Annotated in this window: 16 protein-coding genes; 6 read left to right on the top strand and 10 right to left on the bottom strand. The window is 71.1% G+C overall.

The annotated features are described in order from the left end of the window. Window positions 1–369, top strand: a 369-nt coding sequence (locus RMN98_RS20985) for a M48 family metalloprotease (RefSeq protein ID WP_309650771.1), incomplete at its 5' end; no start/stop codon positions are given. A 52-nt stretch (window positions 370–421) separates the two neighbouring features. Here RMN98_RS20985 and RMN98_RS20980 read toward each other — a convergent pair. The 10 genes from RMN98_RS20980 to RMN98_RS20935 form a co-directional block, all read right to left on the bottom strand. After that, window positions 422–643, bottom strand: coding sequence for a Flp family type IVb pilin (locus tag RMN98_RS20980; RefSeq protein ID WP_309650770.1), 222 nt, complete (start codon window positions 641–643; stop codon window positions 422–424). Between the two features lie 91 nt (window positions 644–734). Continuing rightward, on the bottom strand, window positions 735–950 hold the full coding sequence (locus tag RMN98_RS20975) for a Flp family type IVb pilin (RefSeq protein ID WP_309650769.1): 216 nt from the start codon (window positions 948–950) through the stop codon (window positions 735–737). A gap of 185 nt (window positions 951–1,135) precedes the next feature. Then, on the bottom strand, window positions 1,136–1,789 hold the full coding sequence (locus RMN98_RS20970) for a response regulator transcription factor (RefSeq protein ID WP_309650768.1): 654 nt from the start codon (window positions 1,787–1,789) through the stop codon (window positions 1,136–1,138). Then, a complete protein-coding gene (locus tag RMN98_RS20965) occupies window positions 1,786–3,363 on the bottom strand; it encodes a sensor histidine kinase (RefSeq protein WP_309650767.1) in 1,578 nt (525 codons plus the stop codon). The genes RMN98_RS20970 and RMN98_RS20965 overlap by 4 nt, the downstream gene beginning before the upstream one ends. Before the next feature lie 9 nt (window positions 3,364–3,372). Continuing rightward, entirely contained in the window at window positions 3,373–4,296 is a 924-nt protein-coding gene (locus RMN98_RS20960) for a type II secretion system F family protein (RefSeq protein WP_309650766.1), read from the bottom strand. Between the two features lies 1 nt (window position 4,297). Beyond that, complete coding sequence (locus tag RMN98_RS20955; protein ID WP_309650765.1) at window positions 4,298–6,202, bottom strand: type II secretion system F family protein; 1,905 nt, start codon at window positions 6,200–6,202, stop codon at window positions 4,298–4,300. 6 nt (window positions 6,203–6,208) lie between these two features. After that, window positions 6,209–7,717: a CpaF family protein gene (locus RMN98_RS20950; protein WP_309650764.1), complete on the bottom strand. Its 1,509-nt coding sequence runs from the start codon at window positions 7,715–7,717 to the stop codon at window positions 6,209–6,211. 6 nt (window positions 7,718–7,723) lie between these two features. Next, on the bottom strand, window positions 7,724–8,911 hold the full coding sequence (locus RMN98_RS20945) for an AAA family ATPase (protein ID WP_309650763.1): 1,188 nt from the start codon (window positions 8,909–8,911) through the stop codon (window positions 7,724–7,726). Between the two features lie 4 nt (window positions 8,912–8,915). Continuing rightward, window positions 8,916–9,638: a Flp pilus assembly protein CpaB gene (gene cpaB, locus RMN98_RS20940; RefSeq protein WP_309650762.1), complete on the bottom strand. Its 723-nt coding sequence runs from the start codon at window positions 9,636–9,638 to the stop codon at window positions 8,916–8,918. A gap of 206 nt (window positions 9,639–9,844) precedes the next feature. After that, complete coding sequence (locus RMN98_RS20935; RefSeq protein ID WP_309650761.1) at window positions 9,845–11,641, bottom strand: AMP-dependent synthetase/ligase; 1,797 nt, start codon at window positions 11,639–11,641, stop codon at window positions 9,845–9,847. A gap of 127 nt (window positions 11,642–11,768) precedes the next feature. On the opposite strand from RMN98_RS20935, the gene RMN98_RS20930 reads away from it, so the two are divergent. The 5 genes from RMN98_RS20930 to RMN98_RS20910 are packed head-to-tail and all read left to right on the top strand — an operon-like array spanning window position 11,769 to window position 15,689. Beyond that, on the top strand, window positions 11,769–12,215 hold the full coding sequence (locus RMN98_RS20930) for an SRPBCC family protein (RefSeq protein WP_309650760.1): 447 nt from the start codon (window positions 11,769–11,771) through the stop codon (window positions 12,213–12,215). Window positions 12,216–12,218: 3 nt separating this feature from the next. Continuing rightward, window positions 12,219–13,427 (top strand): ArsA family ATPase, encoded by a 1,209-nt coding sequence (locus RMN98_RS20925; protein WP_309650759.1) that lies wholly within the window; start codon window positions 12,219–12,221, stop codon window positions 13,425–13,427. Then, entirely contained in the window at window positions 13,424–13,846 is a 423-nt protein-coding gene (locus tag RMN98_RS20920; protein ID WP_309650758.1) for a hypothetical protein, read from the top strand. Before RMN98_RS20925 ends, RMN98_RS20920 begins: the two co-directional genes overlap by 4 nt. After that, the gene (locus tag RMN98_RS20915; RefSeq protein WP_309650757.1) at window positions 13,843–14,784 is read left to right on the top strand and encodes an ROK family glucokinase; all 942 of its coding nucleotides are present in this window, start codon (window positions 13,843–13,845) and stop codon (window positions 14,782–14,784) included. The genes RMN98_RS20920 and RMN98_RS20915 overlap by 4 nt, the downstream gene beginning before the upstream one ends. Further along, window positions 14,784–15,689 carry an ROK family protein gene (locus RMN98_RS20910; RefSeq protein WP_309650756.1) on the top strand — a complete coding sequence of 302 codons (906 nt, stop codon included), beginning with the start codon at window positions 14,784–14,786 and terminating at the stop codon, window positions 15,687–15,689. Before RMN98_RS20915 ends, RMN98_RS20910 begins: the two co-directional genes overlap by 1 nt. Window positions 15,690–15,767: the final 78 nt, after the last annotated feature.

Here is a 15,767-nt window from a genome sequence, read left to right as displayed (position 1 = left end):
CTCGGGGTGGCCGGGACCCTGGTGGGCGTCGGGCTGCTGTCCCTGGCGCTCGGCGGCCTGCGGCGGCGCGGCCATCCCGGGTTGGCCGATCCTGCGGTCGTGCCCCTGGTCCTGGCGCTGCTGGCGATCGGGACGTTGGTCGGCGCTCCGGTGCAGAACACCATCAGCCGACAGGTCGAGACCCGCGCCGACGTCGACGCGCTGCGCACGACCGGAGACGCCGACGCGTTCATCGGGATGCAGACCCAGCTGATGTTGCGATCACTGGCCGACCCGACGCCGTGGGGCATCACTCAGCTCTGGTTCGGCAGCCACCCCACCGGGCTCATGCGAATGGCCCTCGCCGAGCGGATCGCGGGCGACGGGTAGTCGCTTCTGATCCGGCCGGCGAGGGCCTCTGGTGAAGAGTCTGACTCGGAAGCTAGGGGGCTGCGCAGGTTGAGGAGATGGCACTGTTACCGCTGGCGATCGTCCCACACGTGTCGTTGAAGGCTTCCTTGACGACGGGGCCAAGCGCAAACACGGCAACCACCACGAGCGCGGCGATCCCGGCGATGAGCAAGCCGTACTCGACAGCAGATGCACCGCGTTCTCCACGCTTGGCAAGCGCGTTCTGCAGGGAGGTGAGCAGGTGATCCAACATGAGGCTTCCTTACGGCAGACGGGCAGCTTGGCTATTTTGGGCCCTCGAGCGCAGTGATGGTCCCGAGCCCCCGACCCCAGGGGCGGCCTGGTTAGGGTGCCGCGCAGGTGGCGGAGATGCTGCTCGACTTGATGGAGCTGCACGTGTCGCTGAAGGCTTCCTTGACGACGGGACCCAGCGCGAAGACAGCGACTACGACAAGAGCCGCGATGCCGGCGATGAGCAGGCCGTACTCGACGGCGGACGCGCCGCGCTCCTCCATGGCGGAGAGGCGGGCGTCGAGGAGGGCGCGGAGGTACGTGATCATGGGGAGCTCCTATAGCGAAGGATCGGTGGTCCACAGGGAGAGGACCGCACACCCAGAATCATGGTGGGAGGGGGATGGTGGCCGGATCCTGCTAAGAGATCGACCCCACTAGTCACAATTGACTAGCCCCACCCCAGGAAGGATGAGTTTGCCCATACCTGCCTGGATATTCGCGGAAAGTGTGCTCAGCGCTCGGTCGGCGAGATGCTCGACAGCAGCCCGATCCGCATGGCGGTGACGAGGGCCTGGGCGCGGTTGGAGGCGCCGAGCTTCTGGTAGATCCGGGCGATGTGGGACTTGGCCGTGGACTCGCTGAGGTAGAGCTTGTCGCCGATGGCGGAGGCGCCCAGACCGTCGGCCAGAAGCAGCAGCACCTCGTGCTCGCGATCGGTCAGCTTGGTCGACTCCGAGGCCTGGCGCCGCATCATCGCGCCGACCAGGCCGGTGCAGACGAAGGACCGCGGGGAGACCGCGGCGTGACGGGCGGCCTTGACGACCTCGGAGGACGGGGCGTCCTTGCCGACGAAGCCGGAGGCACCTGCCTGCATGGCCGCGAAGATCTGGTCGTCGCCCGAGTGCATGGTCAGCACGATCAGGCCGGCGGTGTCACTCTTCTTGCGGACCGTGCGGACGATGTCGAGGCCGGTGCCGTCCTGGAGCTGGAGGTCGGCGATGACGACGTCGGGGGAGAGGGAGTCGTACTTGCTGAGGGCCTCGGAGACGTTGGCGGCGACGCCCACGATGCTCATGTCGTCCTCGAGGTCGATCACCCCGGCGAGGCCGTTGCGGATCAGCTCATGGTCGTCGACCAGCAGGATGCGGATGGGGCCGTCGCTCATGCGCTCACCTTGTCAGAAGTCGGGGTCGAGGTCGACGACCCGGGCCGCGAAGGGAGCGCGCCGGAGCCGCCGACCTCCACCGAGACCGTGAGTCCCCCGTGGGGGTTGTCGGTGATGGTGAGGTCGGCGCTGATCAGCTCGGCCCGCTCGCGCATGATCTTGAGGCCGTGCGAGTCGCTGCGGGCCTGCTGCAGGCCGAGGCCGTCGTCGGAGACGGTGATGCGGGCGCGCGGGGCATAGACCTGGCAGACCACGTCGATCGAGGTGGCCTGGGCGTGCTTGACCGCGTTGTTCATCGCCTCCTGGGCGATGCGGAAGAGCTCGGCCTCGATCTCGGCACGTAGGCGGGTGGTGTGCTCGTCCAGCGTGACCGTGATGGGGACGCCGGAGACCTCGCTCAGGTGGCGGGCCACGGATCCCACGGCGGCCCCGAGGCTCTCGCTCTCGCCGACGCTGGTGCGCAGCGTGAGCACCGACTGGCGCACCTCGGCGACGACCGCCGAGATCCTGTCGCGCAGCATCGCCAGCTGCTTGGCCTGCTCGGGCGACGCTGGTCGGGCCGCGAGCGCGTCGACCACGTAGCCCAGGGACGCGATGTCCTGGGCGATCCCGTCGTGCATCTCGCGGGCCAGCCGTCGGCGCTCGTCGGCGGTGGCCGCGTCGCGGAAGTCGGTGAAGAGCAGCGCGGTGTCGAACTGGACGGCTCGACCGGCCAGGCTGTCGACGACGTCGTCGATGCCGGAGAGCAGTGCCTTGTCGACCCGCTCGGACAGGGTGCCGGCGACGACCGCGGTGTCGCCCAGCGGGAAGGCGAACGTGCGGTCCTCGGTGACGGTGACCGAGCGGGCCCAGGACTCGGCGGCCAGCCGCTCGGCGTCCTCGAAGCCCTCGGTGGCGTCCCTGGACTCGGTGATCAGCGGGATCAGCGTCTCGCCGCGCGGCACGTACAGGACCAGGACCTCGGTCGGCAGCTGGTCGCGGACCCCGCTGAGGATGGCGCCGCCCATCGAGTTGACGTCGAGGCCCGAGCTGAGGCCGGCCGACAGGTCGATGAGCTCGCGCAGCAGGCTCTGGGCGTAGCGGTAGGGGCCGACGGGGTCGGGGTCCTCCAGCAGCGTCGAGCGGACGAAGGTGGCGACGAAGCCGACGCCGACGCTGGTCACGGTCCAGGTGAAGGCGCCGAGGCTGACCTCGGCGGTCAGGTCGCCGTCGAGCACCAGGTAGGCGACGCCGACGACCGCGGCCAGCTGGGCCGAGGCGGAGAAGGCGACACCCGACAGCCCGCGGTGCAGGCCGGCGATGAAGGGTGGCACGGCCATGGCGGCCAGCACCCCCAGGGTGGACTCGAGGGCGATGCCGCACAGCGCCCCGACGGCGAGGGACTCGAACATCGAGACCAGCGGGTTGTAGCGCCCCCGGCGGGTCAGGACCTGCATGACCGCCCACAGCAGGGCGAACGCCGGCAGCGTCAGCATGGCGACCCGGTCCTCGCTGTAGATGACGGGACCCGTCATCGCCGCGAGGACGAAGAAGCGCGCAGCCATCGTCAGGCGGTAGAGCTGCCGTGCGCGCATGCCGACCCCTTAACCGAAGCTGTCCAGGATGCTGATGACGGCTGGCCCCATGACCGCGATGAACAGACAAGGCAGGATACAGAAGATGAGGGGCACCGTGATCTTGACAGGCACCTGCTGCGCCTTGGTCTCGGCGCGCTGACGGCGTTTGACCCGCATCTCCGACGACTGCACCCGCAGCACCGAGGCGACCGGGATGCCGAAGGCGTCGGCCTGCACCATCGCGCTGACGAAGGCCTTCACGTCGGGCACGGTGGTGCGCTCCGAGAAGGCGCGCAGGGCGCCCGAGCGACCCTGGCCGATCTGCATCTCCCGCAGCACCCGGGAGAACTCCTCGCCGAGGGGCCCCTCGGTGTTGCGGGCCACCTGCTGGAGGGCGGCGTCGAAGCCGAGGCCGGCCTCGACGCTGATCGTGAGCAGGTCGATGGCGTCGGGGAGCTCGCGCTCCATCTTCTGGGAGCGGTCGTAGGTGGCCTGGTAGAGGTAGAGGTCGGGCACGAAGAAGCCCAACACCAGGCCACCGAGGGTCATCAGCAGCCGCAGCGGCAGCCCGACCCCCAAGACCAGGGAGAGAGCCAGCCCGACGACCGCCAGGGCGATCGCACCGATGACCTTGCCGGACACGACGCGGTCGACGCTCCAGTCTCGGGGGTTGCCGGCGAAGTCGAGCTTGCGGCGCACCCGCTCGGCGGCGTCGGCCCCGGTCAGTCGTCGCCCCACCCGCAGGGCTCGCGCCTGGAGCGGCTCGAGGACCCGCTCGCCGAAGGGCCGGTCCAGCTCGGACGTCATCTCCTTCGGCGCACTGTCCATCGCCTGGAGCAGGGCGAGTGAGCGGGTGACCCCACTCTCGGGACGCGCCGGCCCGATCGCCATGCCGATGAGGACGATGGCGGCGACGAAGAGCAGCGCGCCCATGACCAGCAGCAGCGTCACGTCACACCTCCACCTTGACGAGCTTGCTCATCCAGAATGCCCCGAGACCGAGGAGGGCGCCCGCCAGGGCCAGCATCAGCCACCCGCGCGGGTCGGTGAAGAGCACGATCACGTAGTCGCGCTGGGCCACGAGCAGGTAGAGCAGGAACAGCGGCGGCAAGCCGCCGAGGACGTACGCCGACAGCTTGCCCTCGGCGGACAGCGCGGCGACCTGACGGCGCATGTACTCCCGCTCACGCATCGTTGCGGCGACCGTGTTGAGCAGCTCGGCGAGGTTGCCCCCGACCTGGCGCTGGATCTTGATCGCCATCACGACCCAGGCGAAGTCCTTGCTCTCGAAGCGCTCGGCCACGCCCTCGAGCGCGTCCTCCAGCGAGACACCGAGCCGGGTCTCGACCAGCACCCGCTTGAACTCCGTCGAGACCGGCTCGTTGCCCTCGCGCACGATCGTGTCGACCGACTGGGCCAAGGAGAGGCCTGCGGACAGCGAGCCCGACATCAGCTGGAGCGTGTCGGGCAGCTGCGAGTTGAAGGCCTTGCGACGACGGCTCTTGCGCAGCCCGAGGTAGACCCACGGACCGAGGGCGCCGAGGAACAGGAAGAAGACGCCGAGCAGCAGGCTGCCACGGCCGAGCAGCAGGCCCACCAGCCCGGTCGTGACGAAGATCGCGGCGTGCACGAGCAGCCACTCGGAGGCCTTGAGCTCGCTGCCGGCGGCGTCGAGGCGGAGGCTGATCCGGTCCTCGAGTCCCTTGTTGCGCCGCAGGACCTCGGCGGCTGCCTCCTTGGCCTGGGTCAGGGGCTGCTCCGACTCGGGCTTGGTGGCGGGGGTGTCGCCGGGGCGCGCGGTGTAGAGCGAGACGCGCTCCTCGACCGACAGCGGCCGGGAGCGGCGGGGGACGAGCAGGAGCAGGAGCAGCGCCAGGCCGAGCGCGAAGACCACGATGCCGGCGTACTTGACCCAGGCCCCGGGATTCCACCCGCCGTCGGAGGAGGAGGTCGGGCCGGCGGTGGTGATCTCGGCCTGCACCGTGGTGAAGGCGGCCGCGACGACGGGACCGGTCGACGTGCCGAGCGTGATCTCCACCTGGGCCTGTGTCGCGGTGACCGAGGACGGCACCTGGACGGTGACGAGGACCTGGCGGGCCAGGACGTCCGCCTCCTGCGAGAACGTCTCCTGGAGAGCCTCGGGGGTGGCGGCGATGACCTGTCCCTCGCCGGCGGCGGCGAGCTCCTCGAGGGCGGCGACCGCGTCGCCGCGCTGTCCGAGGGACACGACGTCGACCAGGATCTCGGCATCGCTGATGGAGCGGGTGACCGAGTTGAGGGGGGTGGTGCTGGTGTCCGCACCGTCGGAGAGGACCAGCAGCGAGCGCTGGCCCTCGGTGCCTGCCATCGCGACAGCGCCCAGCACCCCGTCGTAGAGGCGGGTCTGCTGGGTGAGCTCGAGGGCCTCGACCACCGCGACCGCGGCGGCGCGGTCCTGGGTGGGAGCCAGGCTCGAGGTCACCTCGGCAGCGAAGCTGACGATGCCGACGTAGACGTCGTCGGGCACCGTGTCCAGGTAGGCCAGGGCCGCGGCCTTGGCCGAGACGAAGCGGTCGCCCTTCATGGAGTTGCTCGTGTCGATCGCAAGCACGGCGGTCCGTCGGACCTGCGTCGCGCTCGCGGCGGGCGCGGCCTCGGCGTCAGCGCTCGTGCCGTCGACGGTGACGGTGACGTCCGCGAGGTCGACGTCGACGTCGGCGGGGACCGAGACCAGCACCTGGAGCCCCGAGGAGGTCGGCTCGGCGTGCGCGATCGTCCCGTCCGCAGCCCGGGCAGCGGTCGCCGGGAGCAGCACCAGCAGCCCGGCGACCAGGGTCGTCGGGAGGAGGGTGCGCAGGCGAGACGATCGGCGGGGCATCAGGGCCTACATCCGGTCGGTGTGGAAGAGCATGGGGTCGACGGTGACGTTGGAGTAGGCCATCTTCTCGAGGAACTTGGGGCGCAGGCCGGTGGAGCGCAGGCGTCCGAGCGTGCGGCCTTCGCCGTCGAAGCCGGCGCTGTTGTCGAAGACGAAGATGTCCTGGAGCGTGATGACGTCGCCCTCCATGCGCTCCACCTCGGTGATGTGGGTGATGCGCCGCGAGCCGTCCTTGAAGCGGGTCTGGTGCACGACCAGGTCGACGGCCGACGCGACCTGCTCGCGGATCGCCCGCACCGGCAGGTCCATCCCGGCCATCAGCACCATCGTCTCCATGCGCGAGAGCGTGTCGCGGGGGCCGTTGGAGTGCAGCGTGCAGATGGAGCCGTCGTGACCGGTGTTCATCGCCTGGAGCATGTCGAGCGCCGAGGCGTCGCGCACCTCGCCGACGATGATCCGGTCGGGTCGCATGCGCAGGCTGTTCTTGACCAGGTCGCGGATCGTGACCGCGCCCTTGCCCTCGATGTTGGAGGGCCGTGACTCCAGGCGCACCACGTGGTCCTGCTTGAGCTGGAGCTCGGCGGCGTCCTCGATCGTCACGATCCGCTCGTCGTCGGGGATGAAGGACGACAGCACGTTGAGGGTGGTCGTCTTGCCGGCGCCCGTGGAGCCCGAGACGATGATGTTGAGACGTCCGCGCACGCAGGCGTCGAGGAAGTCGGCGGTCTGCGGTGACAGCGACCCGAAGGTGATCAGGTCGCTGACGGTCAGCGGGTCGGTGGCGAACTTGCGGATCGTGAGCGCCGAGCCGTCGACGGCCAGGGGCGGCACGACCGCGTTGACGCGGCTCCCGTCGGGCAGACGGGCGTCGACCATGGGGCTGGACTCGTCGACGCGGCGACCGATGCGCGACACGATCTTGTCGATCGTGCGCCGCAGGTGGGCCTCGTCGGCGAAGGTGGCGTCGGCGGGCTGCAGCCGGCCGTTCTTCTCCAGCCAGATGCTGTCGGGCCCGTTGACCATGACCTCGGAGACGTCGGGGTCGCGCAGGTAGGGCTCGATCGGGCCGTAGCCGAGGATGTCGTCGCTGATCTCCTGGGTGACGCGCGCCCGGTCGCTGCCGCTGAGCGGCCGGTCCTGCTGGCCGAGCACGTCGGCGAGCACCGCGCGCACCCGCTGGTCCAGCTCGTTCTGGTCCATGTCGGCGTCGTAGAGGTGCGGACCGAGCTGCTTGAGCAGCTCGACGTGGACGCTCGACTTGAGCTCCTCGATGCGGTCGTGCTGCGACGCCGCGAGCGTACGACGCTGTCCCGCCGTCACCTCTGCGGCCTTCGGGGGGACGCGACGCGCGGCGGCGGCGACCGCGGCGGCCGCACCTGCGGGGTCGAGGCTGAGCGTGCCGGTCGTGGCGTCGGCCCCGGTCTCGGGTGCGGTCGCACCCTCGACGGGCTGGGACTCGGTCGTGGGAGCGCTGGTCCGGCGGGCTGCCGCCAGCCGGTCGGAGAGGCTACTCATGAGCGGTCACCGCTTCCTCCTGAAGCGTCCACGGCGCACGGGTTCCTCGACCGGCGCGGGGGCGGCGTCCGCTCCCGCCGGGGCGGAGACCGGCACCCCGGCCAGGCGGCCGGCGAGTCCCATGATCGCGGCGCTGGACGGGTGCTGGGGCTTCTCACGGACGATGGGGTTGCCGGCGTTGGTGGACGCGGCGATGTCGATGGACGTGGCGACCTGTGCGGCGATGCTCATCCCGAGGATCGCCTCGACCTTGTCGGTGCTGATGCCGACCAGGTCGTCGGCCCGGTTGAGCAGCAGGTGCCGGTGCCCCCGCGCGATGTCGAGCATCTCGAGGGTCTCCATCGCGACCTTGACGTTCTTGAGCGTCGGCACGTCGAGGGTCGCCACGATCACGCACTCGTCGCTCTCCTCGAGCGCCGTCAGGGTGACGTCGTCGAAGGCGGGAGCGGTGTCGACCACCACGTAGTCGAAGCTCTCCTTGAGCGTGCGCAGGACCCGGAGCACCAGCGCGGCACTGACCCGGTCGCGCACGTCGGGGTGCGACGGCGCCGCCAGCACCATCAACGAGTCGTGGTGGCGGGTGAGCAAACCGTCGAGCATCGCGATGTCGATGGAGTCCTCGGAGCCCACCGCCTGCTCGATCGAGTGCGTGGGGAAGAGCTGCATGGTGATGGCGACGTCGCCGAAGGCGAGGTCGAGGTCGACCAGGCAGACCCGGCGCGCACCGCGCTCGGTCAGCGCCAGCGCCAGGTTGACCGACATCGTGGTCTTGCCGACGCCGCCCTTGGGGGAGAAGACGGTGACGACCCTGCCGACCTGTCGCGCGCCCGAGGGGCCGCGCAGCGCGGTGGAGAGCTCGTGCGAGCGGGCGACGGCGGACGTGACGGCCGCCAGGTCGTCGGCGGGTACGACGTCACGCGCGCCCGCCTTCATGGCCCGGGCGAGCACGGCAGTCTCGAGTGCCTGGCGCACCAGGACCACGCTGATCGTCGGGCGTGAGACCCGCAGGTCCTCGCACACCGACACCGCGGTGTCGAGGTCGACGCTCGGGCCGAGGACCACGACGTACTCGTCGGAGTGCTGGTCCAGCCAGGCGTGCATGCGGTCGGGCGCGGTGACCGCCTGCGCGCCCGGAGGCATCGCGGTCAGCACGGTGGTGGCCGTGGGGTTGTCGGACTCGACGAGGACGGGCATCAGGTCACCGGAAGAGGTTCTCGAAGATGATGCCGGGGTCGGAGTCGACCTTGCTGCTGTCCGACAGGAGGCCGAAGACGAGCTCGCCGTTGCGGTCGGCGTAGATGGTGCGCTCGACCTCCTTCTGGTTCAGCGCGAGGGTGAGCAGGGTCCGGGGGAGCTGCTCGACGGTCTGCGCGCCGCTGGGGTCCTCGGTCGTGGTCGTCGTGACCTGCGTGGTCGATCCGGTGCCGAGCACGAGGACCCGCTCGTGCAGGATCCGCGCGACGTTCTGGCCGGTGCGGGGATCGAGGCCGTACCAGTAGATCGTCACCTCGGCGCCGGGGTTGACGAAGCCGGCGACCCGCTCGGGATCCCCGAGGTCGACGGTGATGGCCTGCTGGCCGTCGGGGATGGGCAGCGTCGACGTCGCCTCGACGTCGGTGGCCGCGCCGAACTTGGCGGGCAGCAGCTGCTCGCCCGGGTAGATCGTGGTCAGGGCGACCAGGTTGGTGAAGACCTCGCCGTCGCCGGTCGCGCCAGGCACGACGCTGGTGGAGGTGACCTCCGACTGGACGATCTTGCCGGCGGCCAGGGCGGCGGCGACGGTCTCGCCGCTCTCGATCTGCTGCGTGGCGACCAGCACCTGCACGGTGTCGAACTTCTCCTGGGCGCGGTTCTCGGCGCCTTGTGCGTAGAGGAAGACGAGGGCCACCCCGAGGGCGGCGACGACCGCGGCGGCGACCATGAGAATCCTGCGACGATCCATAGCGATGGTGCCTCTTCCTGACACGGGCCGGAGCACGGCCCATCCCTCACCCGCGCAGCGGATGACCCACAGGCCTCTTTGGCTGCTCGTCGTCAAACTTTAGGGGTATGGCCACCCCCCAGGTCGCCCGAACGTCGAAAACTGTCCGTTCGGCTGATCCGTGGCCAAAAGCGTGCGGACGCCCCTCAGGGCAGGTAGAGCGCTGCGATCTCGTCCTTGCACTCGCGCATGACGACGTTGCGCTTCAGCTTGAGGCTGGGCGTCAGCTGACCGCCCTCCTCGGTCCAGTCGTCGGGCAGGATCGTGAACTTGCGGATCGACTCGGCCTTGGAGACCGCCTTGTTGGCCTCCTCGACGGCCGCCTCGACCTCGGCGCGCAGGTCGGGGTCGTCGACGTGGTCGGCGATGGAGCCGCTCTTGCCGTGGGCCTTCGCCCAGGCGGGGAAGGACTCCGGGTCGATGGTGACCAGGGCACCGATGAAGGGCTGCCGGTCGCCGACGACGATGCACTGGCTGACCAGCGCGTGCGCGCGGATGCGGTCCTCGAGAGGCGCGGGGGCGACGTTCTTGCCGCCGGCCGTCACGAGGATCTCCTTCTTGCGCCCGGTGATCCGCACGAAGCCCTCGTCGTCGACCTCGCCGACGTCGCCGGTGTGGAACCAGCCGTCGCGCTCCATGGCCTCGGCGGTCGCCGCCTCGTTGTTCCAGTAGCCGGCGAAGACCTGACCGCCCTGGAACAGCAGCTCGCCGTCGTCGGCGACCCGCACGGCCGTGCCCGGGATCGGGCGGCCCACCGTGCCGATCTTCATCGCGTCGGGGAGGTTGACGGTGAGGGCGCCGGTGGTCTCGGTGAGCCCGTAGCCCTCGAGGATCGTCAGCCCGATGCCGCGGTAGAAGTGGCCGAGACGGTCGCCCAGCGGCGCGCCACCGGAGACCGCGTGGACGCACTGGCCGCCCAGGGCGTCGCGCAGCTTGGCGTAGACGAGCCGGTTGAACAGCGCGTGCTGGGCCTTGACGGCGATCGAGGTGCGCCCGCGACCCGGGTCCTGCCCGCGCGACCAGCTGATGGCGGTCTCGGCCGCGCGACCGAAGATCGCGCCCTTGCCGTCGGCCGTGGCCTTCTGCGACGCGGTGTTGAAGACCTTCTCGAAGACCCGCGGCACCGCGAGGATGAAGGTGGGCTTGAACTCCTGGAGGTCGTCCAGCAGGTGCTTGATGTCGGAGCTGTGCCCCAGGCGGGTGCGGGTCTTGATCGCGCCGACCTGGATGATCCGCGCGAAGACGTGGGCCAGGGGGAGGAAGAGCAGCGTCGAGCCCTCCTCGTCGCCGAACAGCGCCTCCAGCTCGTCGACCGCGACACCCAGCTCGAACATGAAGTTGCCGTGCGTGAGCATGCAGCCCTTGGGGCGCCCGGTGGTGCCGGAGGTGTAGATCAGGGTCGCGAGGTCCAGCGGCGTCGCCGTCGTACGACGGGTCTCGAGGTCGGCGTCGGGGACGTCCTCGCCGAGCCGGGACAGCACGTCGACCGCGTTGTCGGTGATCGACCAGACGTGGTGGAGCTCCGTGAGACCGGCGCGCACCTCGGTGATCCGCGCCAGGTGGGCCGGGGTCTCTGCGACGACGGCCGTGGCGCCGGAGTCCTCCAGGATCCACGCGACCTGCTCGGCCGAGGACGTCTCGTAGATGGGGACCGTCACGGCACCGGCGAACCAGATGGCGTAGTCGAGGAGTGTCCACTCGTAGCGCGTCTTGGAGATCAGGGCCACCCGGTCGCCCGGCGCGATGCCGGCCGCGAGCAGGCCCTTGGCGACGGCACCGACCTCGGCGAGGAACTGCGCGGCCGTGACGTCCTCCCAGCCGTCCTTGCCGGGACGGCTGAACGTGACTGCGTCCGCGGCGTCACGGGCGTTGGCCACGACGTCGTCGGTGAGGTTGCCCGTTGCCGGGATCTCGATCGTCAGGGGCGTCGAGAACTCGCGCACACTTCCTCCTGGGGCTTGCCATGTGGCGGACAGGGCAGGCTACCGCCGACCGACCCGGCCCTCTCCATCCGGTAGCATCGCGCATCCGATCCGCCCACGCTCCCGGGAGCCAGCAAGGGGATTCACGATGGCCGAACAGACCACGTCCTCCATCGTCGTCGACGCCCCTCCGGCCGACGTCATGGCGGTCATCGCCGACTTCCCGGCCTACCCCTCGTGGGCCAAGGGCGTGACGGTCGCCGACGTACGCTCCTCCTACGGCGCTGCCCAGGGCGGTCGCGCCGAGCAGGTGTTCTTCGCGCTCGACGTCTCGCCCATCAAGGACGAGTACACCCTCGCCTACGTGTGGGACGGCGACCGCGAGGTCACCTGGACCCTGGTCGAGGGCAAGATGCTGCGCTCGCTCGACGGCGCCTACGTGCTGCGCGACCTCGGCAACGGCTCCACCGAGGTGACCTACCGCCTGGCCCTCGACGTGTCGATCCCGCTGATCGGCATGCTCAAGCGCAAGGGCGAGAAGATCCTGATCGACACCGCGCTGAAGGGTCTGAAGAAGCGCGTCGAGTCGCTCTGACGCGTGCGCATCCTCCTCTTCACCGGCAAGGGCGGCGTCGGCAAGTCCACGATCGCAGCCGGTACGGCGGCCCTCGCGGCCGCCGCAGGTCAGCGCACGCTGGTGCTCTCGACCGACGCGGCGCACTCCCTCGCTGACGCGTTCGGCATGCCGGTGGGCTCCGACCCGACCGAGGTGGCCGACCTGCTCTTCGTGCAGCAGGTCGACGCCCAGCTGCGCTTCGAGCAGTCGTGGGCGCAGATCCAGGGCGACCTGCTCTCGGTGCTCGACGTGGCCGGGGTCGACCCGGTCGCCGCCGAGGAGCTGACCGTGATCCCCGGCGCCGAGGAGGTCCTGGCGCTGCTCGAGCTGCGCCTGCACGCGTTGTCGGGGGAGTGGGACGTCATCGTCGTCGATTGCGCCCCGACCGCCGAGACGCTGCGGCTGCTGGCCCTGCCTGAGGCGCTCGGCTGGTACATGGAGCGGGTCCTGCCCACCCAGCGCCGCGTCATGAAGGCGCTCAAGCCGGTCCTCTCACGGGCGGCCGGGGTGCCGATGCCCGGTGACAGCGTCTTCGACGCCGTCGAGCGGCTGCACGCCGAGCTCGACGAGGTGCACGCGCTGCTCGCCGGGCCCGCAGCGAGCGTGCGGCTGGTCCTGACGCCCGAGACGATGGTCCTCGCCGAGGCGCGCCGCGCCTACACGAGCCTCTCGCTCTTCGGCTACCGCGTCGACGGCGTGGTCGCCAACAGGGTCTTCCCCGCGGAGGACGCCGACGACTGGCGCGCCGGGTGGGTGATGGCTCAGGACGCCGTGCTCGCGCAGGTCGAGGAGTCGTTCACCGGGCTGCCGGTCTGGCGCTCGGTCTACCGCGCCACCGAGCCCGTGGGGGTGGCGGCGCTGAGCGACCTGGCCGTCGACGTCTACGCCGGGGCCGACCCGCTCGCGGTCCCGACCGGGATCGGGCCGTTCCGCGTCGACCGGACCAGCGCCGGAGCCCTGCTGCACCTCGCGCTGCCCTTCGTCTCGCGCGCCGAGGTCGGTCTCGCGCGCAACGGCGACGAGCTCGTCGTGACCGTGGGGTCGTATCGTCGCCTTCTCACGCTCCCTGCCGGGCTCGCGCGACTCCGGGTCGCGGGCGCCAAGGTGGACGCAGGTGAGCTGCAGGTCCGCTTCTTCGACCCTGCGACCGAGACCGCGACGGACCAACCAGCAGGGGAGAAGGTGACATGAGCGAGCCACAGGACCCCAGCGGGCCCCAGGAGCCCGTCGGCAGCGTCGGCGAGGAGGCCGCCAAGCTGCTCGGCGCCTTCTCCGACTGGGCCAAGGACCACGGCGCCGACGTGGGCGTGGGGCTCGGCGGGCTCGCCGGGGCGGCCGCCGCCTCGCTGCAGGACGTCAACGAGCACCTGGCCACGGGCAGCGCGGAGTGCACCTACTGCCCGCTGTGCCGCACCGTGCACGCCGTACGACAGACCAGCCCGGAGGTGCGCGCCCACCTTGCCACCGCCGCAGCCGCCCTGATGCAGGCCGCGGCCGGGCTGATGGCCACGCCGGTGCCGCCCGAGGCGCGGGGGCGTGGGGTCGAGCAGATCGACCTGGACGACACCGAGGACCCGCACGACCCGAACGACCTGGACGGACAGTCATGACCCTGGCATGTGGAGTCGACGTCGGCGGCACGAAGATCGCGGGCGCGGTCGTCGACCTCGAGGGCACGATCCTCGAGGAGGCGCGGGTGGAGTCGCCCGCGATGGACGCGGAGGCGATCGAGCAGGCCATCGCGGACCTGGTCGCGGAGCTCCGCACCCGCCACGAGGTGGAGCGCGTGGGCGTGGGTGCGGCGGGCTACGTCGACGCCAACCGCGCGAGCGTCATGTTCGCCCCCAACCTGGCCCTGCGCGACGTCGACCTCAAGACCGAGCTGGAGAGGCGCATCGGGCTGCCGGTCGTCGTCGAGAACGACGCCAACGCTGCGGCCTGGGGGGAGTTCGCCTTCGGCGCCGGCGCCGATGTCGACGACCTGCTGATGGTCACCGTCGGCACCGGGGTCGGTGGCGGCATCGTGCTCGACGGCCGGCTCTACCGCGGGGCCTTCGGGCCGGCGGCGGAGATCGGCCACCTGCGGGTCGTGCCCGACGGCCACCTCTGCGGCTGTGGCCAGCGCGGTTGCCTCGAGCAGTACGCCAGCGGCCGAGCCCTCGTGCGCGAGGCCAAGACGGCCGCGGCCGGTGGCGTCGACGCCGCGGGGCCGCTGCTGGCGATGGCCGGCGGTCACGCGGAGGGGATCACCGGCCCCCTGGTCACCGAGGCCGCCCAGGCCGGAGACCCCTTCAGCATCGAGCTCATCGCCTCGCTGGCCCGGTGGCTCGGTGGCGGCATCGCGTCACTGGTCGCGGTGCTGGACCCGGCGGCCGTCGTGATCGGCGGTGGCGTGAGCGAGGCCGGTGACCTGCTGATGGTGCCGCTGCGCGCCGCCTTCGAGTCCCAGCTGAGCGGTCGCGGCCACCGTCCCGTCGCCGAGATCCGTCTCGCCACCCTGGGCAACAAGGCCGGCGTCATCGGCGCCGCCGACCTGGCCAGACACTGATGCCTCCCGTGACGGGGCTGCACCTCGGCATCGACATCGGCGGCACCAAGGTCCTCGCCTGCGAGGTCGACGAGAGCGGTGAGGTGCTGCGCTCCACCCGCCGCGACACACCCGACCGGCACGCCGACCCCCGCCTGCTCGACGACGCCGTGACCTCGGCGGTCGAGGAGCTCGCGTCCGGCCGTGACCTGGTGGCCGTCGGGCTGTCCGTCGCCGGGCTGGTCGACCACGACCGCGTGCACTTCTCGACCCACCTGCCCTGGCAGGAGGACGACACGCTGAGCCGCCTCACCGAGCGCTGGGGCGTCCCGGTCGTCATGGACAACGACGTCGCGTGCGCAGCGGTCGCCGAGATCGTCTACGGCGCCGGCCGGGGCGGGGAGTCCTTCCTGCTGGTCACCGTCGGGACCGGCATCGGCGGCGCGATCGTGCATGCCGGGTCGGTGCTGCGTGGCGCGCACGGGATGGCCGGCGAGTTCGGCCACGTGCGGGTGGTGCCCGAGGGGCACGACTGCGAGTGCGGGCTGCGTGGCTGCCTGGAGCAGTACGCCAGCGGCAACGCCCTGGTGCGTCTCGCGGGACCCGGCTACGCCGACGGCCCGGCCGTGACCGCGGCGGCCATCGAGGGGGACGGCACCGCGTTGCAGGCCCTGACCTCGGTCGGCGACTGGCTGGGGGTCGGGCTCGGCGGCCTCGTGTCGTCGTACGACCCGGAGCTGGTGGTCATCGGCGGCGGCGCCTCCGAGGCGGGTGACCTGCTGCTGGAGCCGGCCCGTCGGGCCATGGCCCGCTCGGTCGTGGGCAGCGGGCACCGCCCCCTGCCCGCGGTCGTCGTCGCGCAGTGCGGCTCCGCCGCGGGTGCCGTGGGTGCCGCGCACCTGGCGCGCACCGCCCGCTCCCGCTGAGGTGCGAGGCGAGCTGGCCGTCGGGGCGGGAAAGTGCGGGACGTTTTCGACGTCCTGAAGCGCTTCAGACGTCGAAAA

This window comes from Nocardioides sp., from assembly GCF_031397825.1.
Classification (GTDB): Bacteria; Actinomycetota; Actinomycetes; order Propionibacteriales; family Nocardioidaceae; genus Nocardioides.
This window is presented reverse-complemented; position numbering and strand designations above follow the sequence as displayed.